At 31.0% G+C, this 23753-nt stretch carries 24 protein-coding genes; 14 read left to right on the top strand and 10 right to left on the bottom strand.

What is annotated here, in order from left to right:
* Positions 1-4: 4 nt before the first annotated feature.
* The 3 genes from LCI24_RS07670 to LCI24_RS07660 are packed head-to-tail and all read right to left on the bottom strand — an operon-like array spanning position 5 to position 2166.
* The gene (locus tag LCI24_RS07670) at positions 5-625 is read right to left on the bottom strand and encodes a trimeric intracellular cation channel family protein (protein WP_274639849.1); all 621 of its coding nucleotides are present in this window, start codon (positions 623-625) and stop codon (positions 5-7) included.
* Positions 626-1744 carry a DEAD/DEAH box helicase gene (locus LCI24_RS07665; protein WP_274639848.1) on the bottom strand — a complete coding sequence of 373 codons (1119 nt, stop codon included), beginning with the start codon at positions 1742-1744 and terminating at the stop codon, positions 626-628.
* 35 nt (positions 1745-1779) lie between these two features.
* The gene (locus LCI24_RS07660) at positions 1780-2166 is read right to left on the bottom strand and encodes an acyl-CoA thioesterase (RefSeq protein WP_121146808.1); all 387 of its coding nucleotides are present in this window, start codon (positions 2164-2166) and stop codon (positions 1780-1782) included.
* An 89-nt stretch (positions 2167-2255) separates the two neighbouring features.
* On the opposite strand from LCI24_RS07660, the gene LCI24_RS07655 reads away from it, so the two are divergent.
* A complete protein-coding gene (locus LCI24_RS07655) occupies positions 2256-3593 on the top strand; it encodes an MATE family efflux transporter (RefSeq protein WP_274639847.1) in 1338 nt (445 codons plus the stop codon).
* Here the strand turns inward: LCI24_RS07655 and LCI24_RS07650 are convergent.
* Positions 3590-4264: a DUF2461 domain-containing protein gene (locus tag LCI24_RS07650; protein WP_274639846.1), complete on the bottom strand. Its 675-nt coding sequence runs from the start codon at positions 4262-4264 to the stop codon at positions 3590-3592. The two genes, LCI24_RS07655 and LCI24_RS07650, sit on opposite strands and share 4 nt — an antisense overlap.
* Before the next feature lie 80 nt (positions 4265-4344).
* Complete coding sequence (ychF, locus tag LCI24_RS07645; protein WP_274639845.1) at positions 4345-5436, bottom strand: redox-regulated ATPase YchF; 1092 nt, start codon at positions 5434-5436, stop codon at positions 4345-4347.
* A 179-nt stretch (positions 5437-5615) separates the two neighbouring features.
* On the opposite strand from ychF, the gene LCI24_RS07640 reads away from it, so the two are divergent.
* Positions 5616-8303, top strand: a complete 2688-nt coding sequence (locus tag LCI24_RS07640) for a TonB-dependent receptor (RefSeq protein WP_274639844.1) — start codon at positions 5616-5618, stop codon at positions 8301-8303.
* 80 nt (positions 8304-8383) lie between these two features.
* Here the strand turns inward: LCI24_RS07640 and LCI24_RS07635 are convergent, their stop codons facing one another.
* A complete protein-coding gene (locus LCI24_RS07635; RefSeq protein ID WP_047788857.1) occupies positions 8384-8734 on the bottom strand; it encodes a 4Fe-4S dicluster domain-containing protein in 351 nt (116 codons plus the stop codon).
* 70 nt (positions 8735-8804) lie between these two features.
* Here LCI24_RS07635 and LCI24_RS07630 point away from each other — a divergent pair, with 70 nt between their 5' ends.
* Genes LCI24_RS07630 through LCI24_RS07580 form a run of 11 tightly spaced genes read left to right on the top strand, consistent with a single transcriptional unit; the run spans position 8805 to position 18641 of the window.
* Positions 8805-9866 carry an acyl-CoA reductase gene (locus LCI24_RS07630; protein WP_274639843.1) on the top strand — a complete coding sequence of 354 codons (1062 nt, stop codon included), beginning with the start codon at positions 8805-8807 and terminating at the stop codon, positions 9864-9866.
* 52 nt (positions 9867-9918) lie between these two features.
* Positions 9919-10983 (top strand): 3-phosphoserine/phosphohydroxythreonine transaminase, encoded by a 1065-nt coding sequence (gene serC, locus LCI24_RS07625; RefSeq protein ID WP_274639842.1) that lies wholly within the window; start codon positions 9919-9921, stop codon positions 10981-10983.
* A 45-nt stretch (positions 10984-11028) separates the two neighbouring features.
* On the top strand, positions 11029-11982 hold the full coding sequence (locus LCI24_RS07620; RefSeq protein ID WP_274639841.1) for a D-2-hydroxyacid dehydrogenase: 954 nt from the start codon (positions 11029-11031) through the stop codon (positions 11980-11982).
* A gap of 8 nt (positions 11983-11990) precedes the next feature.
* Entirely contained in the window at positions 11991-13229 is a 1239-nt protein-coding gene (locus tag LCI24_RS07615; RefSeq protein WP_274639840.1) for a DUF1015 domain-containing protein, read from the top strand.
* A 24-nt stretch (positions 13230-13253) separates the two neighbouring features.
* The gene (locus LCI24_RS07610) at positions 13254-13922 is read left to right on the top strand and encodes a YggS family pyridoxal phosphate-dependent enzyme (RefSeq protein WP_274639839.1); all 669 of its coding nucleotides are present in this window, start codon (positions 13254-13256) and stop codon (positions 13920-13922) included.
* Between the two features lie 33 nt (positions 13923-13955).
* On the top strand, positions 13956-15053 hold the full coding sequence (locus LCI24_RS07605) for an exonuclease domain-containing protein (RefSeq protein ID WP_274639838.1): 1098 nt from the start codon (positions 13956-13958) through the stop codon (positions 15051-15053).
* A gap of 33 nt (positions 15054-15086) precedes the next feature.
* Positions 15087-15902, top strand: a complete 816-nt coding sequence (locus LCI24_RS07600) for an ion transporter (RefSeq protein WP_274639837.1) — start codon at positions 15087-15089, stop codon at positions 15900-15902.
* On the top strand, positions 15903-16811 hold the full coding sequence (gene miaA / locus LCI24_RS07595) for a tRNA (adenosine(37)-N6)-dimethylallyltransferase MiaA (RefSeq protein WP_274639836.1): 909 nt from the start codon (positions 15903-15905) through the stop codon (positions 16809-16811).
* 57 nt (positions 16812-16868) lie between these two features.
* A complete protein-coding gene (locus LCI24_RS07590; protein ID WP_274639835.1) occupies positions 16869-17372 on the top strand; it encodes an OmpH/Skp family outer membrane protein in 504 nt (167 codons plus the stop codon).
* Between the two features lie 7 nt (positions 17373-17379).
* Entirely contained in the window at positions 17380-18201 is an 822-nt protein-coding gene (locus tag LCI24_RS07585; protein ID WP_274639834.1) for a DUF1853 family protein, read from the top strand.
* Positions 18202-18242: 41 nt separating this feature from the next.
* On the top strand, positions 18243-18641 hold the full coding sequence (locus LCI24_RS07580) for a hypothetical protein (protein WP_274639833.1): 399 nt from the start codon (positions 18243-18245) through the stop codon (positions 18639-18641).
* 42 nt (positions 18642-18683) lie between these two features.
* On the opposite strand, the gene LCI24_RS07575 is transcribed toward LCI24_RS07580, so the two are convergent.
* The 4 genes from LCI24_RS07575 to LCI24_RS07560 form a co-directional block, all read right to left on the bottom strand.
* Complete coding sequence (locus LCI24_RS07575) at positions 18684-19607, bottom strand: EamA family transporter (RefSeq protein ID WP_120186699.1); 924 nt, start codon at positions 19605-19607, stop codon at positions 18684-18686.
* A 121-nt stretch (positions 19608-19728) separates the two neighbouring features.
* Positions 19729-20403 (bottom strand): type 1 glutamine amidotransferase domain-containing protein, encoded by a 675-nt coding sequence (locus LCI24_RS07570; RefSeq protein ID WP_274639832.1) that lies wholly within the window; start codon positions 20401-20403, stop codon positions 19729-19731.
* Positions 20404-20480: 77 nt separating this feature from the next.
* Entirely contained in the window at positions 20481-21050 is a 570-nt protein-coding gene (locus tag LCI24_RS07565) for a Crp/Fnr family transcriptional regulator (protein WP_274639831.1), read from the bottom strand.
* 10 nt (positions 21051-21060) lie between these two features.
* Positions 21061-22215: a class I SAM-dependent methyltransferase gene (locus tag LCI24_RS07560; RefSeq protein WP_274639830.1), complete on the bottom strand. Its 1155-nt coding sequence runs from the start codon at positions 22213-22215 to the stop codon at positions 21061-21063.
* 94 nt (positions 22216-22309) lie between these two features.
* On the opposite strand from LCI24_RS07560, the gene LCI24_RS07555 reads away from it, so the two are divergent.
* The gene (locus LCI24_RS07555; protein ID WP_274639829.1) at positions 22310-23731 is read left to right on the top strand and encodes an amidohydrolase family protein; all 1422 of its coding nucleotides are present in this window, start codon (positions 22310-22312) and stop codon (positions 23729-23731) included.
* Positions 23732-23753: the final 22 nt, after the last annotated feature.

Below are 23753 nucleotides of genomic sequence, written 5' to 3'. Positions count from 1 at the left end.
TCTTTTATTTTCCAAAAACATCCTTTTTAATACGAGGAAGCTCTAATTTATACTGTACAGCAATTGTTCTTACAAGAATAATTATTCCTGCAGAAATAACAAAAAGTACATCTTCATTAATGTTTAAAGGATATAAAAGTAAGTATACAATTCCTCCTGCTAAACAGGCTGACGCATATATTTCTCTATGAAAAATTAACGGAATTTCATTTGTTAGTACATCTCTTATCACTCCTCCCATTACTGCAGAAGACATCCCCATAACTAAGGCTACAAACGGATGTAAATTAAAATTTATCCCCTTTTGAACACCTAATAACGTAAACACACTTATACCAATAGTATCGAACAGAAACATTGTTCTTCTTAACGGTGCTATTTTACTTCGAAATAAAAAAGTTACCGCAACAGCTATTAATATTGTCCAGATATAGTTAATATCTCCAATCCAGTTTATAGGGTGTGCGTTAATAAGCACATCTCTTGTCATTCCGCCTCCTACGGCAGTAACAAAAGCTATGATAATGACTCCAAAAACATCAAACTTTTTTCTAATAGCAACTAATGCACCACTAATGGCAAAAGCAAAAGTTCCGGCAATGTCTATGGCGTAAACTACATCCATTTATATTGATATTTCAGAAAATTGTATTTGTAATGTTCTTTCTACTTCTGCTAAACGACTTCTTTCATTTTGAAGAATCAATGCTAAAGAAATTCCTCTTTTCCCCGCTCTTGCCGTTCTACCACTACGGTGTGTGTAGTATTCTAGTTGTTCTGGTAATTGATGATGGATAACAAAAGCTAAGTTTTGAACATCTATTCCCCTTGCAGAAACATCTGTAGACACCAATACTTGAAGATTTCCGTTTTTAAAAGCACGCATTACCTTATCACGCTCTTTTTGTTGCATATCTCCTTCTAAAGCCTCTACCGAAAAGCCTTCCTCTTTTAATTCTTTTGTTAGCTTTTGAGCACCTGCTTTGGTTCTTGAGAAAATGATGCCTCTTTCAGCATATCTTTTTTCTAAAAACTTAACAATAATATCTGTTTTTTCAGGAATCGTAGTTGTTACGAATTGATGTGTTATATTGGCATTCACCAATACATTTTTGTTTACTTCAACTTGTTTTGCTGAAGCATTCATGTATTTTTTTATAATACTTCGTATTTCATCTGGCATTGTTGCCGAAAACAACCATGTTTTACGAGTACCTGAAGTATATTTTAAAATACGATTCAATTCTAATTTAAACCCCATGCTAAGCATCTCATCTGCCTCATCAAGCACCAAGGTTTTAATGTTTTTTAAATCTACATCTCCTCTTTCTATTAAATCAATCAAACGTCCCGGAGTTGCTACAATAACATGTGTAGTTCTCTTTAAATTGTTGATTTGACGTTCAATCTTTTCTCCACCGTAAACAGCTTCTACAAAAATTCTATCATCAACATATTTTGTAAATTTAAATAACTGTTTCTTTATCTGTTGTACCAGTTCTCTTGTAGGCGATAAAATTAATGCTTGTACATTATCTTTTGAAGCATCTATTTTATGCAAAATAGGTAGACCATAAGCAGCTGTTTTACCTGTTCCAGTTTGTGCTAATCCTATAAAATCTGAATTATTTTCAAGTAAATAAGGTATGGTTTCTTTTTGTACTTCAGTAGGAGTTGTTATTCCTAACTCTTTCAATCCCTTAACATATTCTTTTCGTACTCCTAATGCGGTAAATGTTGTCATTCTATAAATTTATAAGTGCAAAGATATTGTTTCTTTTACGGTAACAATAAGTTTGTTACTTCTTTCGTAATTCTTTTAGGCTTTTTTGTGTTAGCATCTAACAAACAAAAAGTAGTTTGAGATTTTACTAATAAAGTTTCTCCTCTATACATTTCAAAGTGACGTACCGATCTTATCCCTTCTGTTTTCCCGACCCATGTTCTAAGTGTAACTTCATCTCCTAATACGGCTTGATTTTTATAATCAACTTCATGACGAATAACAAACCAAACATAGTCGATGTTTTTTACATTTTTAGAAAGTTCTTTCCAATGAGCATCAGAAATATTTTGCATCCATTGTACATACACTACATTATTTACATGGTTATATTCATCTATCTCTTCTGGAGTTACGATATGTTTTTGTTCAAATAAATTCATAAAGCAAACTTACAGGATTGATGTTAATTATTACTTAAATCTAACGCTGTTTTTATTTTTGATGGATAATTCACACTAATTTAGTCAGCATGAATAAAATCGCCAACGACTTAGGTACTAAAAGTATTAGTCAACTTATTTTAAAACAAGCTATTCCTGCTTCTATTGGAATTCTAGTAATGTCGATTAATATGATTGTTGATACCATTTTTGTTGGTAGATGGATTGGCGTACTTGCTATCGCAGCAATTACAGTAGTTTTGCCCATAGCTTTTTTAATATCTTCAATAGGTATGGGAGTTGGAATTGGAGGTAGCTCTATAATTTCTAGAGCACTAGGAGCTAACAAAGATGATAAAGCATTTGAGGTTTTTGGAAATCAAATTTCATTAACTATTGCATTGTCTATTTTATTTGTATTGTTAGGAACGTTTTTCAGCTCTCCTATTTTAAGACTTTTTGGTGCCAATGGAGATATTATAACACCTGCTACTGAGTATTTCGATGTAATTGTTTGGGGAGTTCCGTTTTTGGCTTTTGCTATGATGGGTAATCCTGTTGTTAGAGCAGTTGGGAAACCTAATTATGCTATGCTCACCATGTTATTTCCTGCAATTGCTAATATTTTTTTAGATGTTATTTTCATTAAGTTTATGAACTTGGGAATGTATGGAGCTGGGTTAGCAACCTCTATTTCATATGCTGTAAGTGGATTATTCATTTTATGGTTTTTTATTTCAAAAAGAACTGAATTAAAAATTATTCCAAAGTATTTTAAATTGAATTTTTCTATTGTAAAAGAGATTATTTCTTTAGGAGGTGTAACAGTAGTAAGGCAAGGAACCATAAGTATTTTAACTATTGTCCTAAACTATTCTCTTTTTAAATATGGAGGTGAAATTTCAATTGCTATTTATGGTATTATAAACAGGGTTATGTTATTTGCTTTATTTCCTGTTTTAGGAGTTACACAAGGTTTTTTACCTATTGCGGGGTATAACTATGGAGCTAATAATACAGAAAGAGTGAAAGAAACTATAAAAACATCTATACTTTTTGGTACGGGAATAGCTGTTTTAATTTTTATTCTGATAATGTTATTTCCTAATGAATTAGTTGGTGTCTTTACAGAAGACGAAAAGTTATTAAACCTTACTCCTAATGCATTAATTATAGCTTTTTTAGCAACTCCTGTAATTACTACTCAATTAATTGGATCTGCATACTTTCAAGCGGCAGGCAAAGCTTTACCTGCGCTATTGTTAACACTCTTAAAGCAAGGTTTTTTTTTAATCCCTTTAGTGTATATACTTCCTAAATTCTATGGTGTAAATGGTGTTTGGATGTCTTTTCCTATAGCTGATGTTTTATCTACAGTACTTACCTATGCTTATTTAAAAAGAGAAGTTAGATTACACCTAAATTAATCTAAAATACTTTCTCCATTTAAGTTCGTGGTTAACACATCACTCATGTAATTAAAAAACGGACGTAAAGCTTTAAAAGCATCATCTACCTTTGTTAAAAAATCAGGAGCTAACACTTCTTTATCAGAAAAACGCTGAATAGCTATATAACCTTTTTTACGAATCAAATCGATATCTGGATGCTGTTTATCAAACCCTTTAGGAGCAGTTTTAAGCTCATCTCCTTCAAGTTTACCTCCAAAATGTTGTACATAGTTCTTTTCTTTTAAAATCTCTCTAATTTCAGAAGCATCTACTTCAAATTCTTTACGAATACGTAAAAGATCCTCTTTGTTTGGTTCCCAGAATCCACCAGCTACAAAACTATCTCCTGGAGAAACATGCAAATAATACCCTCCTCTCAATTCTGGCTTTTTTCTATGAAAAGAACCTCCAAAATGTGTCTTATAAGGTGTTTTATCTTTTGAAAAACGGACATCTCTATATATTCTAAACAACTTAAACTTATCAATTTCATCATGCTTATTTAAGTTATCTTGAATGGTTTTATAAACAGCTTTCACATTATTTTGAGCTTCTATAAATCGAGATTTGTGTTCTGTAAACCATTCACGATTGTTATTTTCTTTTAAGTCCTTTAAAAATTGAAATGTTTGTTTTTCTAGTTGCATTATAAGCGAATTTGAACTTCTAAGGTACAAAAAAACTCCACTAAAAATTAGTGGAGTTTATGCTTTATTCTTTGAAAAAGTTACACGTTAAATCTAAAGTGCATAATATCACCATCTTTAACTACATAATCTTTTCCTTCTACTCTCATTTTACCTGCTTCTTTTACTTTAGCTTCACTACCAAACGCAACATAATCATCATAACCAATTGTTTCAGCACGAATAAATCCTTTTTCAAAGTCTGTGTGAATAACTCCTGCTGCTTGTGGTGCAGTTGCTCCTACAGGAATTGTCCAAGCTCTCACTTCTTTTACACCTGCAGTAAAATAAGTTTGTAAGTTCAATAATTTATAAGCCGAACGAACTAAACGAGAAACACCCGCTTCTTCTAATCCTATGTCAGCTAAGAACATTTGACGCTCTTCATAATCATCTAACTCTGTAATATCTGCTTCTGTTCCTACAGCTAATACAATAACTTCAGCATTTTCGTGTGCTACAGCTTCTTTTACTTTATCAACATAGGCATTTCCTGAAACTGCCGAACCTTCATCAACATTACACACGTATAAAACAGGTTTTGCAGTAATAAACTGTAATGGTTTTACGAACTCCTCTTCTTTTTCTGTAAACTCAATAGAACGAACAGATTTCCCTTCTAATAAAGTAGCTTCAACTTTCAATAAAATTTCTAATTCTACTTGTGCTTCTTTATTACCCGTTTTAGCTGTTCTTTTTACACGCTCTAAACGTTTTTGAACAGTTTCTAAATCTTTTAATTGAAGTTCAATATCAATAGTTTCCTTATCTCTTATAGGATCAACAGAACCATCAACGTGTACTATATTGTCATTATCAAAACAACGTAATACATGTAAAATAGCATCTGTTTCGCGAATATTAGCCAAGAATTGGTTACCTAAACCTTCTCCTTTACTAGCTCCTTTTACTAAACCAGCAATATCTACAATTTCTACAGTTGCAGGTAAAACTCTTTCAGGATTCACTAGTTCTTCTAGCTTTTCTAAACGAGTATCAGGTACATTTACTACTCCTAAATTAGGCTCAATGGTACAAAACGGAAAGTTTGCACTTTGCGCTTTTGCATTAGATAAACAGTTAAATAAGGTTGATTTCCCTACATTTGGTAATCCTACAATTCCAGCTTTCATTCTATTGTTTTATTGAAATTTTGCGAGTGCAAATATAGTGCTTTGCTTTCTAAATTTTCTATTTATTTATGATTCATTTAAGTTTGTTTTTAGTTAGCAATTTTATGTTTTTAACATTTTTTTAAGATTTAGATTGATTTTTTACTATTTTTAAGAAATTAACTAAAAAATATATTTAAATGAAAAAACAGACCCTTCTTATTACTTACCTGTTTTTTTGGGGACTTCATATGTTGAGTGCTCAAACATTAATTAAAGGTACAGTAAAAGATACAAGCAACGAGCCTTTACCTGGAGCTAACGTTTTAGAAAAAGGAACCTCTAACGGTACGTCTACAGATTTTAATGGTGAATTTTCCTTTAACGCTAATGCTAATGGAACCTTAATAATTAGTTTTTCAGGATTTGAAACACAAGAAATTCCTATTAATGGAAAAACTAACTTTAATATTATTTTAAAAGAAGGATTAGAGTTAGACGAAGTTGTCATTGTAGGGTCAAGAAATCCTAAAAGGACAGCTATAGATACTCCCGTACCTGTTGATATAATTGATGTGGGAGATTTAGCTACTAAAAATGGTAAAGTAGAAGTAAATGATATACTTCAATACGCAGCACCTTCGTTTAACGCGACTAAACAGTCTGGTTCAGATGGAGCAGACCATATCGTACCTGCTTCTTTAAGAGGTTTAGGACCTGATCAAACATTGGTATTAATTAATGGAAAAAGACGTCATCAATCATCATTGGTTAACATTTTTGGGACACGTGGGCGTGGAAATTCTGGAACGGATTTAAACGCAATTCCTTCTGCTGCTATCAAAAGAATTGAAGTTTTAAGAGATGGAGCTTCAGCTCAATATGGTTCTGATGCTATTGCAGGAGTTATTAATATTGTTTTAAAAGATAATACTGATGGTGTTTCAGGAAGTGTTGGCTATGGTGCCTACAGTACAGCCATCGGTAGTGGATGGGCAGAAGCTACAGGAGAAACTTTATACAATGTGGAAGGAAAGAATAGATTAGATGGAGAAGACAAAAGTTTTGATGGAGGAACTTTTAAATTAGATTTAAACTACGGAGCAAAACTAAATAATAAAGGAGGTTTTGTAAACTTTACTACCGAACTATTATCTAAGGAAAGAACTTTAAGACCAGGATTTTCTTGGCGTAAAGGATATGGTAGTGCTGCTATTGATGGATTTAACTTTATGGTAAATGCAAGTTTACCTATAAACGACAACACTGAAGTATATGCTTTTGGAGGCAGAAACTTTAGAGATACTGATGCGTATGCTTTTTCTAGAGATAGTTTTGATGAAGGTGACAATAGAAGTGTTCCTAGTATACATCCAAATGGTTTTACACCAAGAATCACCTCTAACATTACTGATATTTCAGTTTCCGCAGGAATTAAACATAAATTAGAAAATGGTTGGGAAATTGATTTTAATAATACTTACGGAGAAAATAAATTCCATTATTTCATCAAAGACTCAAACAACGCTTCTTTAAAAGATGCTTCACCTACCGATTTTAATGCAGGAGGACATAGTTTATCACAAAATACTACTGGATTAGATTTTAGTAAGTACTTAGAAGATTTAATGAGTGGAGTTAACCTTGCTTTCGGTTTAGAATATAGAACGGAAAACTTTATCATTTTTGCTGGTGAAGAAGCTTCTTATGGATTGTATGATGATAACGGAGTATTAATGACAAATCCTGCTGTTCAACCAGTAGCTGTTGACAGTAATGGAGAAGAACTACCTGGAGGATCTCAAGGTTTTCCTGGCTATGGACCAGATAATGAAGTAGATCGCTCAAGAAGTAATGTAGGTATCTATTTTGATTCTGAATTTAACTTTACAGAAAAATTCTTAGTAGGAGCAGCAATTCGTTTTGAAGATTACAGCGATTTTGGTAGTACATTCAATTTTAAATTAGCTTCAAGGTTTAAAGCGAGTGATAACTTAACTCTTAGAGGTTCTATTTCTTCTGGTTTTAGAGCACCATCTTTAGCTCAATTATATTATAATTTAAAATTTACCAATATTGTTAATGGGGAATCTTTACCATCATTATTATCTGCAAATAACAGCACCGTAACTAGAGCTTTCGGAATAGAACAGTTAAAAGAAGAAACAGCATTCAATGCTAGTTTAGGATTTACTTATAAAATAGGTGGATTTACCGCTACCATTGATGCATACTCTATAACTGTTGATGATCGTATTATTTTAACAGATAATTTTGATGCTTCTGGATTGAATTTAGGTGTAGATGCAGCACAATTCTTTGCAAATGGTGTTGATACAAAAACTCAAGGATTAGATATTGTTTTAAACTATAAAAAATCTTTTGAAGACCATAGAATTGATGTAGGTTTAGTAGGAAACTTTAACGATACTAAAATTGAAAAAATTAAGAACGGAAATTTAAACAGATTTACTTTCTTTAGCCCTTTTTCTGAAGCTTATTTAAAAGCTGCAGCTCCAGATCACAAATTCGGTTTAAATCTTGGATATGGATATAAAAAACTAGATGTTGCTTTAAACTTTACAAAATTCAGTGAAGTTCAATTACAAGATTTTCAATGGGTAGACTCACCAGCAACTACACAAGCAGAAGCAGATGCTTTATATGCTGTTGCTACAGATGTTTATGATAGTAAAATAACAACTGATTTAAGTTTAAGCTATGCTTTCACTGATAAAATTACGTTTACAATTGGAGGAAATAATATTTTTAACGTGTACCCTACTCCACAATTTGATGGATGGACTGATCAGGGAGGATTAGCTGATTCTGTACAAATGGGATCAGACGGTGCTTATTTCTTTACTAGATTAGGATTTAAACTTTAATACACTTTTTATAAAAGCAAAAATCCTGAGAATACTCTCAGGATTTTTTTTATCTCTTAACTCTAGAAATCTAGAGCTTATTAATCATTATGCATAAAACGTTGTTTCGCTAATAACTCTTCTTCTGTTTCTACATTATCTTCATCAGGAACACAACAATCAACAGGACAAACAGCAGCACACTGAGGTTCTTCATGAAAACCTTTACATTCTGTACATTTATCTACAACGATGTAATAAATTTCATCCGAAATTGGCTCTTGATCTTCATCCGCATTAGCAGATTTACCATTTGGTAAAACTATATTTCCTGTTAAATCAGTTCCGTCAGCATACTTCCAGTCATCTGCACCTTCGTAAATAGCTGTATTTGGACATTCAGGTTCGCAAGCCCCGCAGTTTATACATTCATCAGTTATTATAATTGCCATAATTAATCTCTTTCAGTTTTGTAACTTTGCATTCGCAAAAATAGTTCCAATTTAATTTAGAACCAAATAAATGGATAGTATAAAAAGTAGAATTAACGCTTTTCATAAACTAGGAGAATTTTTAAGCCAGTTTTCTCAAGAGAAAATAGAGAAAAAAGAAGGTATAGAACATAACGAATTGTTTTTTGATGGATTTAAGCATCAACTAAAAATAGCAGGAGAAAATAACACTTGGTTTACTAGAGAAAACCTATTGTTTTCTATTAAAAATTGGGCAAAAGCACTCACTTCTGGTAATTTAACTCAATGGGTAGCTAACGAAGATTTAGGTAAAAATAAAACTAAATTAGTTGCTGTTATTATGGCTGGAAATATTCCTTTAGTTGGCTTTCATGATTTTTTATCAGTTTTAATTTCAGGACACTCCGTATTAGTTAAACAATCTTCTAACGATAAACACTTACTTCCTTTTTTGGCAAAGTATTTAGAGTATGTTGAGCCTGAATTAAAAGGAAAAATTACGTTTACTGAAGAAAAACTAACAGGTTTTGATGCCGTTATTGCCACTGGTAGTAATAATACAGCACGTTATTTTGAATATTATTTTAAAGATAAACCTAGCATTATAAGAAAAAATAGAAACTCTGTGGCTGTTCTAACAGGAAACGAGTCTGAAGAACAACTGCAAAACTTAAGCGAAGATGTTTTTCGTTACTTTGGATTAGGTTGTCGCTCAGTTTCTAAAGTATTCATCCCAAAAGATTATAATTTTGATGCTTTTTTCAATGGAATGTATCAACAACATGAAATCATTAATAATACTAAATATGCTAATAATTACGATTACAACAAAGCAGTGTATTTAATGAGTGAATTTGACATTCTAGAGAATGGTTTTTTAATGATTAAAGAAGATAAAAGCTACGCCTCTCCTATCGCTTCTGTTTTTTATGAGTATTATGACAATGCAGATGATTTAAAAATTAAACTGTGGGAAGACAGAGATCAAATTCAATGTATTGTAGCCAATAATTTTATTGAAAATGAAATAGCGTTTGGACAAACACAACATCCAAAGTTATGGGACTATGCCGATGGTGTAAACACACTAGAATTTTTAGCTAAAATTTAAAAGAGTCTCTATATAAATTTGCACCTTTGTGTAGCAAAACACAACAACACAAATGAAAAAACATAACTTTAGTGCAGGACCTTGTATTTTACCTGAAGAAGTGCTAAAAAAAGCATCTGACGCTGTTATTAATTTTAATAATGACAATTTATCTTTAATCGAAATATCACACAGAAGTCAACCTTTTGTTGATGTAATTGAAAAAGCGAGAAGTTTAGCATTAAAATTATTAGGACTAGAAAACAAAGGTTATAAAGCATTATTTTTACAAGGTGGAGCTAGTATGCAGTTCTTAATGGTTGCTTATAACCTATTAAACAAGAAAGCTGCTTACTTAAATACAGGAACTTGGAGTGACAAAGCAATTAAAGAAGCTAAACTATTTGGCGAATTAGTAGAAGTAGCTTCTTCAAAAGATAAAAACTTCAGTTATATACCTAAAGCATATGAAATTCCTACTGATGTAGATTATTTCCACTGTACTAGTAATAACACTATTTATGGAACACAAATGAAGAGTTTTCCAAAGACTTCTGTTCCAATGATATGTGATATGAGTTCTGATATTTTTTCTCGTCAATTGGATTTTTCAAAGTTTGATTTGATTTATGCAGGGGCTCAAAAAAACATGGGACCAGCTGGTACTACGCTTGTTGTAGTAAAAGAAGACATTTTAGGGAAAGTAGAACGTCAAATTCCTTCAATGTTAAATTATCAGGTAATTATTGATAAAGAAAGTATGTTTAATACACCTCCTGTATTTGCAGTATATACTTCCATGTTAACTTTGGAATGGTTAAAAGATTTAGGAGGTATCGAATTCATTGAAAAGGTGAATGAAAAAAAATCAGCACTGTTATATAGTGAAATAGACAGAAACCCTTTATTTAAAGGAGTAGCTGCTATAGAAGACAGAAGCCATATGAATGCTACTTTTACCTTAGCTGATAAAAACTTGCAAGCTAAGTTTGATAAAATGTGGCAAGAAGCCAATATCAATGGATTAAGTGGTCATAGAAGTGTTGGTGGTTACCGTGCAAGCATGTACAATGCCTTACCTTTATACAGTGTTCAGGCCTTAGTAGATGTAATGCAAGAATTAGAAAGAATAAGTTAGATACAACGTCATTTTTTTATAATGGCATTTTTAATATAAAGAACGATGAAGATATTAGTGACAGATGGAATTTCCGCTAGCGGAATACAAGCTTTAGAAGACAAAGGCTTTGAAGTAATAAACACTAAAGTTGCACAAGAGCAATTAGAAAACTATATAAACGACCATACTATTGATGCTATTACAGTAGGTAATACTACACAAGTACGACAAGAGTTAATTGATGCTTGCCCTAGCATTAAACTTATTGCTTGTTTAGGAACCGAAATGGATAATATTGATGTTGATTATGCTATTAGTAATGGGGTTCACGTTGTGAATAGTGAAGATGCTTCTGCTACTTCAATTGCAGAACTAGTATTTGCACATTTATTCGGAATGGTTCGTTTTTTACATCAATCGAACCGTGAAATGCCTTTAGAAGGAGACATGCGTTTTAATGCTTTAAAAAAGCAATACTCACAAGGAACTGAATTAAGAGGAAAGACACTAGGAATTATTGGATTTGATACCGTAGGACAAGAAGTTGCAAAAACAGCACTGGCTTTAGGTATGGAAGTAATAGCTACCGATGCTGAAGTAGATAATGCAACCATTACAATTCCTTTTTTCGATGGTCAATCGGTAGATTTCTTTATTGAAACAGAAACTATAGATAACCTATTATCAAAATCAGACTTTATAACCTTACACCTTCCTGTACAAGAAGGATATGTTATTGAAACATCTTTATTAAACAAAATGAAAGACGGTGTAGGAATTATAAATACTTCTCATGGAGGTGTTTTAAATGAAGTTGATTTAGTAAAAGCTATAGAAAGCGGAAAAGTTAAATATGCAGGATTAGACGTTTTTGAAAGTCAACCGAGGCCAGAAATTCAACTATTAATGAATCCTGAAATATCAATGACACCTCATATTGGTGCTTCAACTGTTGAAGCGCAAGATAGAGCTGGAATTGAACTTGCTAATAAAATCATCGAATTACTAAGCGAATAAAATAATCTATGGCAATTGTAAAACCATTTAAAGCTGTTAGAGCCACTCGAGATAAAGTCGCTTTAGTATCTTCTAAATCGTACGAAATTTATACCCCTGCGGAAATTGGAGCTAAACTCGATTTTAATCCATACACTTTTTTACATGTAATTAACCCAGGTTATAAATATCATAAACAAGATGTAACAGGAGAGCAACGCTTTAAATTGGTACACAATCGTTATTTAGAGTTTAAAGAAAATGAAGTTTTTAAGCAAGATGAAGCTCCAGGGTATTATGTATATCAAAAAATAACTCCAAATGATAATTTCTGTGGAATAATCGCAGCCACTTCTGTAGAAGATTATCATAATGAAGTTATTAAAAAGCATGAAGACACTTTAAAAGAACGTGAATTACTGTTTGAAAACTATCTAAAAAATACAGGTTTTAATGCAGAACCTGTACTACTCACCTATCCTGATAATACTGTAATTAATTCTATTGTAAAAAAATATCAGAAAAAAAGAGCTGAGTATGAGTTTTCTACATCTGATAAGGATTTACATTTTTTATGGGTGATAAATGATGAGAAAGATGTTGAAGAAATAGCTAAAGCGTTTAAAGATGTTAACACCTTATATATTGCAGATGGACATCATCGTTCAACATCTTCGTGTTTATTAGCACAAAATTTAGCTGAGAACAATCCTAAGCACACAGGAAAAGAAGACTATAACTTTTTCATGAGCTACCTATTACCTGAAAGTCAGGTAAAAATTTATGAATTCAATAGATTTATAAGAGATTTAAACGGATTAACTCCTGAAGAACTTTTAATGGAACTTGACACGCATTTTAGAATTGAAAACCGTGGACAAGAACTTTATAGGCCTAAAGAAAAGCATCATTTTAGTATGTACTTAAATGGTGAGTTTTATGCATTGTATTTACGCAAATCTGCTTATAATTTTACCGATTGTTTAAGCGAATTAGATGCTTATATTTTATACACAACTGTACTAGAACCTATTTTAGGAATTGAGGATATTAGAAACGCTTCTAAAATTGTATACTCACAAGATAAATCTGACGGATTAGAGCTAAAAACAAAAGTAGATAGTGGTGAGTTTAAAGTTTCTTTTGGAATGTTACCCACTAACATTCAAGAACTAAAAACTATTGTTGATGCTGGTTTAATGATGCCACCAAAAACAACCTATATAGAACCTAAGTTAAGAAGTGCTTTAACTATTTACGAGTTTTAGTGTAAAGTCTGATAAACAATTATTATGATTACAGGAATTAAAGAAAATCTTCAAAAAATAAAATCAACACTACCAGAAAATGTAACGTTAGTTGCTGTTTCTAAAACCAAACCTATTGCTGATTTACAAGAAGCTTATGATGCTGGTCAGCGTATATTTGGTGAAAATAAAATACAAGAAATGGTAGCTAAATACGATGAATTACCTAAAGACATAAAATGGCACATGATTGGCCATTTACAACGTAATAAGGTTAAGTATATGGCACATTTTGTTGATTTAATTCATGGTGTAGATAGCTTTAAAACATTAAAAGAAATAGATAAGCAAGCCAAAAAACATAATAGAGTTATCAATTGTTTGTTACAAGCTCGAATTGCTAAAGAAGATACCAAATTTGGCCTACCATTTACTGATATTGAAAATATTTTAGCTTCAGAAGAATTCAAAGAGTTAAAAAATGTAAAAATAGTAGGCTTAATGGGAATGGCCACTTTTACAGACAACCAAGAACAATTACAAGAGGAGTTTTCATCATTAGCTAATTTCTTCAATAAGAATCAGGAAAAATACCCCGATTTATCAATTCTTTCAATGGGTATGAGTGGTGATTATGAGTTAGCCATACAAAATGGCAGTACTATGGTACGAATAGGAAGCTCTATTTTTGGAGTTAGAAATTATATTGCTTAGATTTACATAAATCAGCTTAAAAAAGGGAGAGATTTGTACGCTATTTTAGACATTGAAACTACTGGAGGAAAATACAACGAGGAAGGAATTACTGAAATTGCCATCTATAAATATGACGGACATCAAGTTGTAGATCAATTCATTAGCCTTGTGAATCCAGAAAGAGAAATTCAAGAGTTTGTTGTAAAACTTACAGGAATTAATAATAAAATGCTACGAAATGCACCTAAGTTTTATGAAGTAGCGAAAAGAATTGTTGAAATAACCCAAGACTGTTTCATTGTAGCACACAATGCTAATTTTGATTACCGCATTCTTCGTACTGAATTTGATAGGTTAGGTTATAAATACAAACGCAATACACTTTGTACTGTTACTTTAAGTAAAAAACTTATTCCCGAATCTCCATCACATAGCCTTGGAAAACTATGTAAGTTTTTAGGAATTCCTATGTCAGATCGTCACAGAGCTACAGGTGACGCTTTAGCCACTGTACAATTATTTAAATTATTAATAGATAAAGATGTTGAAAAGAATATTATTCAACAATCTATAAAATATTTTGATAATAGACACGAAAAGTTTCGCATTCAAAGAATATTAGATAGTTTACCTGAAAAAGAAGGTGTTTTTTATGTCCATAATCATGAAGGAGCTATCATTTTTGTTGGTAGAGGTAAAAACATAAAACAAGAAACCAATAAACTCTTTTTAAAAGAAACTAGAAAAGCTTTAAAAGTAATAAAAAGAGTAGCTAGGGTTTCTTACGAAGAAACAGGGAATATGCTTTTTACGCGTTTAAAATATCATTTAGAGCTCGAAAAACTACGACCTAAGTACAATATTATACGAAAAAGAAAGATTACAGATAGAAGCTTTAATCATGATAATATGCTTGTCATAGATAAAGGTAGAACCCCTGAAGAACACGCTGTAATTTTAATTGAAAAAAACGAAGTTGTAGGATATACATATACCAATCTTGCATTTCAAGAAAACCAGTTGTCTATTCTAAAATCAATGCTCACTCCTATTGAGCACAAAGAACTAGCTAAAACAATAATAAAAAACTATTTACTAAAAAATAAAGTGTCTAAAATAGTACGATTACAAGTTGAAAATAATTTGTAATATTGCTATAAAGCATTCAAAAAAACTAATCTTTTGGATAAAAAAGCACTTAATTGGAGAGATAAATTACATGAAGTAATCTACGAAGCAGACACGCCTGCTGGTAGACTATTTGATATCATTTTATTATTTGCAATTTTAGCAAGTATTATATTAGTAATGCTTGAAAGTGTAGAAAGTTTTGATAATAAGCACCATGATTTCTTATATATTTCTGAATGGATTATTACTTTCTTTTTTTCAATTGAATATATCCTTCGAATTATTTCAATAAAAAAACCAACAAAATATATTTTTAGCTTTTATGGTATTATAGATTTACTTTCTACCATTCCTATGTACTTAACGTTCTTTTTTGTGGGTACACATAGTAGCTTAATAGCTTTGAGAGCATTGCGCCTATTAAGAGTTTTTAGAATTTTAAAAGTGTCTAGATACATTGGAGAATCAAATCAATTAATCAAAGCTTTGAACGCGAGTAAAGCTAAGATTGGGGTATTTCTTTATTTTGTATTAATTATCTGTATCATTTTAGGGTCTGTGATGTATTTTATTGAAGGGGCAGAAAACGGTTTTACAAGTATACCTAGAAGTATTTATTGGTCAATAGTAACACTTACAACTGTTGGTTATGGAGACATTGCTCCTCAAACCGCTTTAGGACAGTTTATTGCGAGTATTACTGTAATTATTGGTTATGCTATTATTGCCATTCCTACAGGAATAGTAAGTTCTGAAATGACTAAAAAGAAGGTGCATCTAAATACACAATCTTGCCCAAATTGTTCTTATGAAGGGCATAAAGATGATGCAGAATTTTGTTATCATTGCGGAACAAAACTGAACTAAATGTCACAAAAAAACACGTTAATTACAATTGTTGGAGCTACGGCTATTGGTAAAACAGCACTAAGCATTAAACTAGCTCAACATTTTAATTGTGATATTATTTCGTGTGACTCTCGTCAATTTTATAAGGAAATGACCATAGGAACAGCGGTTCCTGAACCTGAAGAATTAACTGCTGCTCCACACCATTTTATACAAAACAGAAGTATTTTTGAAGATTATTCAGTAGGTCAGTTTGAAAAAGATACTTTAGCTAAGTTAGATGAGTTATTTTCCCAAAAACCTATTCAAATTATGGTAGGCGGAAGTGGTTTGTATATAGATGCTGTTTTAAAAGGATTAGACTATTTTCCTGATGTAGATCCACAAATAAGAATAGATTTAACTATCGAATTAGAAAATAAAGGAATAGAATATCTTCAAAAAAAATTAAAAGAACTTGATATTGAAGCTTACAATACGATTGCTATTGACAACCCACATCGATTAATCCGTGCCTTAGAGATTTGTATAGGAACAGGAAAAACATATAGTTCTTTTAAAAACAAACCAAAAACTCCTCGTAATTTTCAAACTATAAAAATTGGATTGACAGCCGATAGAGAAATTATGTACGACCGTATTAATCGTCGCGTTAATATTATGATTGAAAAAGGTTTGATAGAAGAAGCTAAAAAACTATATCCTCATAAAAGCCTAAACGCATTACAAACAGTAGGATATAGAGAGTTATTTGAATATTTTGAAGGTAACTTTACTAAAGAATTTGCTATTGAGGAAATTAAGAAGAATTCAAGAAGGTTTGCCAAACGACAAGGAACATGGTTTCGTAAAGATTCAAACATTTTATGGTTTGATTTTCAAGAAGATGTTCAAAATATTATAAAAACTATTGAAAATAAACTTTAACGCTTTTTAAGAACACTAAAAAAATCACTTTTTTATATTTGTCAAAAACAGAAATACATGAAACTAAAAATCACTTTTATACTAGCCTTATTTTTTATCGGATTTTCAAATGCTCAAACTAAAGTTGGAACGGTAAATAGCGAATTAATTATTAGTAAAATGCCACAAATGAAAGGAGTTTTACAACGAGTAGAAAATTATGGTAAAAAACTAGATTCTAGTTTTCAAATAAAAGCGTCTGAATATAAAGCTAAAGTAGATTCTTTTAAGGCTGAAGAAAAAATTATGACAGATGCTGATAAAAAAACTCGAATTAAAGAAATACAACAGTTAGAGTTAGACATGGCTAAGTTCCGTAAAAATGGAGGAGCTATGATACAGCTTCAAAAAGATCAAAATTTACGTCCTTTATATAAAAAGTTGAGCGAAGTAATTGCAGAAGTAGCAAAAGCTAACGGGTATACACAAGTTTTAACTACTACTGGAAATGAATTTGGATACATTGATGAGCGTTTTGATATCACACAATTAGTACTAGATAAGTTAGGAATTAAAGAGTAATTCTTTTATGTATCAAAAACAAAAAGACTTACAATTACAATACGAAGGATTTTTAAAAACACCTTTTCTATGGCATGGAAAAGGTGTTTTTAATTTAGAACAATTTCCTATTTCAATAACTCGAACAAGTTCGTTTAACCAAGAGATTACACAAAAATTACGTTTAGGGAAATTGGTAGAACGTTTTGTTTCATTTGAATTAAATCAAGACACTTCTGTATCAATTCTTGCTGAGAATATTCAAATTCAAAAAGAAAAAATTACTGTAGGTGAATTAGATTGTTTATTGTTGAAAAATAAGAAACCAATTCATTTAGAAGTTATATATAAGTTCTACTTGTATGATGCTTCTTTTGGTAATTCTGAAGTTGAACATTGGATTGGACCAAATCGACGAGATTCTCTTATTCAAAAGCTAACAAAGCTTCAAGAAAAACAATTACCACTACTCTACTCCAATCATACTAAAACTTATTTAGATGAATTAAAGTTGAATGTAGATAAAATAATACAACAAGTATATTTTAAAGCACAATTGTTTGTTCCTTTAAAAGACTTCGAAAAAAACATTAAACAACTAAATAATGAGTGCATTTACGGGTTTTATATCTATCCGAAGGAGTTACTACAATTTTCCGATTGTAAATTCTATATTCCAACTAAACATAACTGGTTAGTAAATCCACATTCAAATATTAACTGGTTAACTTTTGAAGCCTTTCAAATTAAACTTCAACAATTTTTAAACAAAGAAAATGCTCCTCTTTGTTGGCTAAAGAAACCAAATGGTGAACTTTTTAAGTTTTTTGTGGTTTGGTGGGATAATTAGTGTATTTCAAATTACTTATTAAATTTGCTTACTAAAAATCTATGAAATATTTCAAACTCTCTTTTTTACTTCTATTTACTTTAATCACATTCACATCTTGTTTTGAAGTCGAAGAAAACATACTTTCTTGTGTTGATGTCGACATAGCTTTTGAAAATGATTATTATAAATTAGAAGCTGAAGTTTATTCTAGTAAGTATATAGAAGTTAACCTAATAAATGAATGTGACTTAGACACAAGAGTTACTGGAATAAAAGTTGAAGGTCAACACCGTGAAGACTTTCAGGTTAAAGGTCTATCAATAGGTACAAATATAACAACAGCTACTTACTTTGATGTTGTTTTTACTCCTACACATATAGGTACTAGAAATGTAATTATTGTAATAAAGCATGAGCTAGGAGAATTGGTAATTAACTTATCAGGTGAAGGAATATAATTTTAAATACTTGATTAATTAATCCCCATTATTAAAACTAAATCAAACTTTTTGTGGTTTTGAAGTTACTTTCAATTTTGATATTCGTTTTCTTGAAGTAATAAAATAAACTCCTGATAATAATACAATAGATGCTATTACCGATTGTGTTGTTAAGGTTTCATCTAAAAAATACCACCCTAAAAATAAGGCTACAACTGGATTTACATACGCTGATGTTGATACCTTTTCTGTTGGAACAATTTTTAATAAATAATTAAAAGATGTAAATGCAACAATACTTCCGAAAACAATTAACAAAAACATAGCTCCTTGCGCTTTAAAAGACCAATCTAAAGGAGAAGACCAAGTTTCTTTTAATAAAACAGAACCTATAAAGAGAAAAAGTCCTGCAAAAAGCATTTGATAACCTGTACTTACAAAGAAGTTTTTAGGAAGCTTAGCTTTGGCTACAAAAACACTACCGTAACTCCAACTTAATACACATGAAAAAATCATAAAGATTCCTATTAGCATGTCTTTTGATGTCGTAATTTCATTTTGACTTACTAACAAATACATTCCTATAATCCCTAAAACAACTCCAATAATAGATTGTCTTTGCATTTTCTTTCCATCAATTAAACGTAATAGTAACAATACAAATAAAGGTTGTGTTGCCGCTAATAAAGCACCAAAACCACTATCTACAAATTTTAATGCCCACACAAACATTCCGTTTCCATACACTAAAAAAAGAAAACCAGCTATCGCAGAATTTAAAAGTTGCTTCTTAGTCACTTTTATTTCTCTTTTTAAAAGTTTAGCTATTAGCATGATTAGCGCTCCCGATATAGAAAAACGAATGGCTGCTAATAACAATGGAGAAACCTCAGTAACAACAATTTTATTTAGCAAATAGGTTGATCCCCAAATAACATAAATAGCTATAAAAGCAGCTATAACGAGCGGTTTAGATTCTTTCATTTTATCTATATTCTAATGCGCTAAAAGTACGATAAAACCTTTTTGCTTGTTCTTGAAAAAGAAAAAAATCGTTTGAAAATATTTTCAAACGATTTTTTCTTAAACACTTACTATTTAATAGTTATAATTTTGCAAATAATTTTTCTGCAACTAATTCTGATGATGCTGGATTTTGTCCGGTGATTAAGTTTCCGTCTTCAATCACATATTCTTGCCAATCTCCTGCTTTACTATAAATACCTCCATTATTTTTTAGTTCATCTTCTACTAAAAACGGTACAATTGAAGTTAATTGCACTGCATCTTCTTCTGTATTAGAAAAACCTGTTACTTTTTTATCTTTAACTAAAGGATCTCCATTTACTTTAGCGTCTTTTAATACAATAGGTGCATGACAAACTGCTCCTACTGGTTTATTGTTTGTATAAAAAGTTTCTATTAAAGCTACAGAATCTCTATTTTCAGCTAAATCCCATAAAGGTCCATGTCCTCCAGGGTAAAAAATTGCATCATAATCACCTTCTTTAACTTCACTCAATTTCATTGTGTTTGCCAATATAGCTTGAAGTTCTTCATCTTTATTAAAACGATGTGTAGCTGGTGTTTGAAAATCTGGTTCGTTACTTTTTGGATCAATTGGTGGTTGTCCTCCTTTTGGAGATGCTAAAGTTACTTCTACTCCTTTATCTTTTAATAAATAATAAGGTGCTGCAAATTCTTCAATCCAAAATCCTGTTTTTTCTCCTGTATTTCCTAATTCTTCATGACTAGTAAGTACAAATACTACTTTTTTCATATTATTTCTATTTTTAAGTTACCTCAAAATTAGTATATGAAAGGTGAAAAAAAATTGATGTATGGTAATAAAGACCTTTATAAAGTTTCTTTTCGTATTCTACTTAAACTTTCTGTTGTTATTCCTAGGTAAGATGCTAAATGATAATTTTTAATTTGCTGCTCTATATTTGGATAGGTTTGCAAAAATAAATGATATCTTTCTTTAGCTGATAATACTAAGTTATTTAAAATCCTTTTCTGAAATCTTACCGTTGAACGTTCTAACTTTTTTCTAAAAAAATGTTCTATTTTGGGTACTTTTTCATAGATATTATCCAAATCCTTCTTAGCCACTTTTAACACAGTAGCATTTGTAATACACTCAATAGAAAGTACAGATTCTGATTCGGAAAAATAACCTATGTAATCACTAATCCACCAGTCGTTAATAGCAAATTGTATCGTATGCTCTTTTCCTTTAGCATCCATAAAAAACGTTCGTAAACAACCTTTTATCACATAATATTGGTAGTATACTTTTTCATTCGTTTGTAATATGGTATCGCCTTTTTTATACGTTACCTCCGAAAAAATACTCTCAACTAATTTTAATTCTTCATTTTCTAGCTGAAGATTTTTAAATACATTACTTACAGATGTACTCATTATAAAAACATTATAGTAATCCCTCTAAATAGTGTTGCTCAATTTGATAAGTTTCTTTTAAATCTGAAATTTTAGCTTCAATACGTTTTTTATCTACTTTTTTAGATGACTTAGCACCAATTAGCATTACATTTTTACGCGTGTGCTCATTGCTTATAAACTCAAAAACCTTGGTAGTATAATTGTTTTTCTCTAAAATTAAAGCACGAATGGTGTCAGTAACCATTTCAAACTGACGTTCCTTAAAAATTCCATATTTTAATAAAGGGCTCTCCTGCTCTTTTCCTTTCACTTGCTGACGGATTTGTTTATGACAGCACGGAGCACAAACAATCAATTCTGCTTTTGAAACCAAACCTTTGTAAATAGCATCATCGGTCGCTGTATCACAAGCATGTAAAGCAATTAAAATATCTATTTTATTGTTATCGTACTCCTGAATTGGTTGTGCTACAAAAAGTAATCCTTTAAAATCACACTTTTTGGCAATATCATTACAATAATCAACTAAACTCTGGCGTAACTCAATACCTGTTACACTGGCAGTATATCCTTTTTGATTTACCAAATAATCGTACAAAGCAAAAGTTAAATAGCCTTTTCCTGAGCCCATATCTACAATATTGATATGCTTAGGTAATTTAACTGATTGTATTTGAGCTTCAATAATCTCTAAATACTTATTAATTTGACGGTATTTATCCGCCATTTTAGGAATTACTTTTCCTTCTTTATCCGTTACACCTAAATGATATAAATATTCGCTGTTTTCAGCTCTTTTTTCTTTGGGCTTATCGTGAGTTTCTGGTAACTTATTCTTAAAACTTGGTTGTGTAGTTTTATAACTTACCTTCTTCTTCTTAGAAATAAACACCAACAAATCATTTTCTAATGTAAATAATGTCGCCGCTCTAAACTTTTCTGAAAGTAAATAAGTTAATTCTTCAATACTTTCTTCAAACGAATAGTTTTTTGTTTGATCGTTTGTTTTATATCGATATAAAAACTGAAAACAAACGTCTCCTTTCAACGTTATCTGGCGAACGTATACATTCGATAATTCATCACTTTTACGAATTGGTTTACTTAAAGTTAATTTTACAAAATTATTTTTTTGTATGCTATTTTGAAACTCAGTAAACAGTTGATGTAAGGCTTCTTTCATATTACAAAAATAGACAATCAATCATTAATATCCCTCATTTCTTGTCATCTGTAACATTTTTTATTCTAAAACGTCTACAAGAAAACTAAACTGCATGAAATATCTAAAAATTAGTAATTTATTATTACTCCTAACAGTATCATTTTTATTACTTAACTGTACAAAAAACAACAAACCAGAAACTAAAAAAGACAGTAATACATACGTTATAAAAAACGTCAATGTAATACCGATGACAGAAGATAATAATGTCATTAAAAATGCCACAGTGGTAATTCATAATAACAAAATAGAGTCTATAAATGATTCTGTCCCTTCTAAAGCAACAATTATTGACGGAAAAGATAAATGGCTTATTCCTGGACTAATTGATATGCACGTACATACGCTGAGCAATGGTAGTTTTTCTCAAGGATATGCAACTAGAGGTTCTACAGTAAACTTTAACACACAGAACTTAATGACTCCATACATAGCAAACGGAGTTACTACAGTATTTGAATTAAGCGGAAGGCTTGGACACTTTTCACAAAGAGATAAAATAATGGAAAAAAGTGTTATTGGACCTCGTATGGCAATAGCTGCTGTAATTGATGGTAAAGGCAATGAAATAAAAGCTACGACCCCTATAGAAGGAAGACAATCGGTTAGAAATGCTAAAGGTTTAGGTTATAGATTCATAAAGGTTTATACTTGGTTAAACGAAGAAACTTTTAAAGCTGTTATTGATGAAGCAGAGAAACAAAATATGAAAGTTGTTGGACACATTCCAACAACTTTTGAAGGAAAACCAGCTGAAGATTTATTTGTACCACATTTTGGACTCATTGCACATGCTGAAGAATTATCTAAACAAACGAATGATTTTAGTTATGAAAAAGCACAAGAGTTTGCTCATTTAGCTAAAGAAAATAATACTTGGTTAATTCCGAATTTATCTAACATGGTTTGGATTTTAAATCAGGCTAAATCACCAGAAAATATTCAAAACCTACCAAGTTTAAAGTATGTACACCCATTAATGCAGAGTAAATGGTTAAACTCGAATCGTTTTTCTGGATCTTCTCCTAAATTAATTGAATTCTTTAATAAACAGAAAGACTTTCATATACAGATTGTGAAAGCTTTTAAAGAAGAAGGTGTACCTATGCTTGCAGGAACAGATGCCGGTATTTCTGGAATTGTTTGGGGATTTTCTCTTCATGATGAATTGGAATTACTAGTAGAGGCTGGATTAACAACTGAAGAAGCCTTAGCTTCTGCAACTAGGTTACCTGCTGAATGGCTAGAAATCGGCGATAAAATTGGTACTATTGAAACAGGAAAGTTTGCTGATTTAATTTTTTTAGATAAAAATCCATTAGAAAATATTAATAACACACGTACAATATCAGGTGTATTTGTCGATGGAAAATGGCTTGATAAAACTAAAATTGATACTATGCTCTTAAAAGTAGCTAATTGGAATGATGCTAATAAAGAAAAATTTCAATGGAAAAATAGAAGGAGTTTATAGCTCTATGATCAACAATATACAA

This window comes from Tenacibaculum larymnensis, from assembly GCF_028829235.1.
GTDB lineage: Bacteria > Bacteroidota > Bacteroidia > Flavobacteriales > Flavobacteriaceae > Polaribacter > Polaribacter larymnensis.
This window is presented reverse-complemented; position numbering and strand designations above follow the sequence as displayed.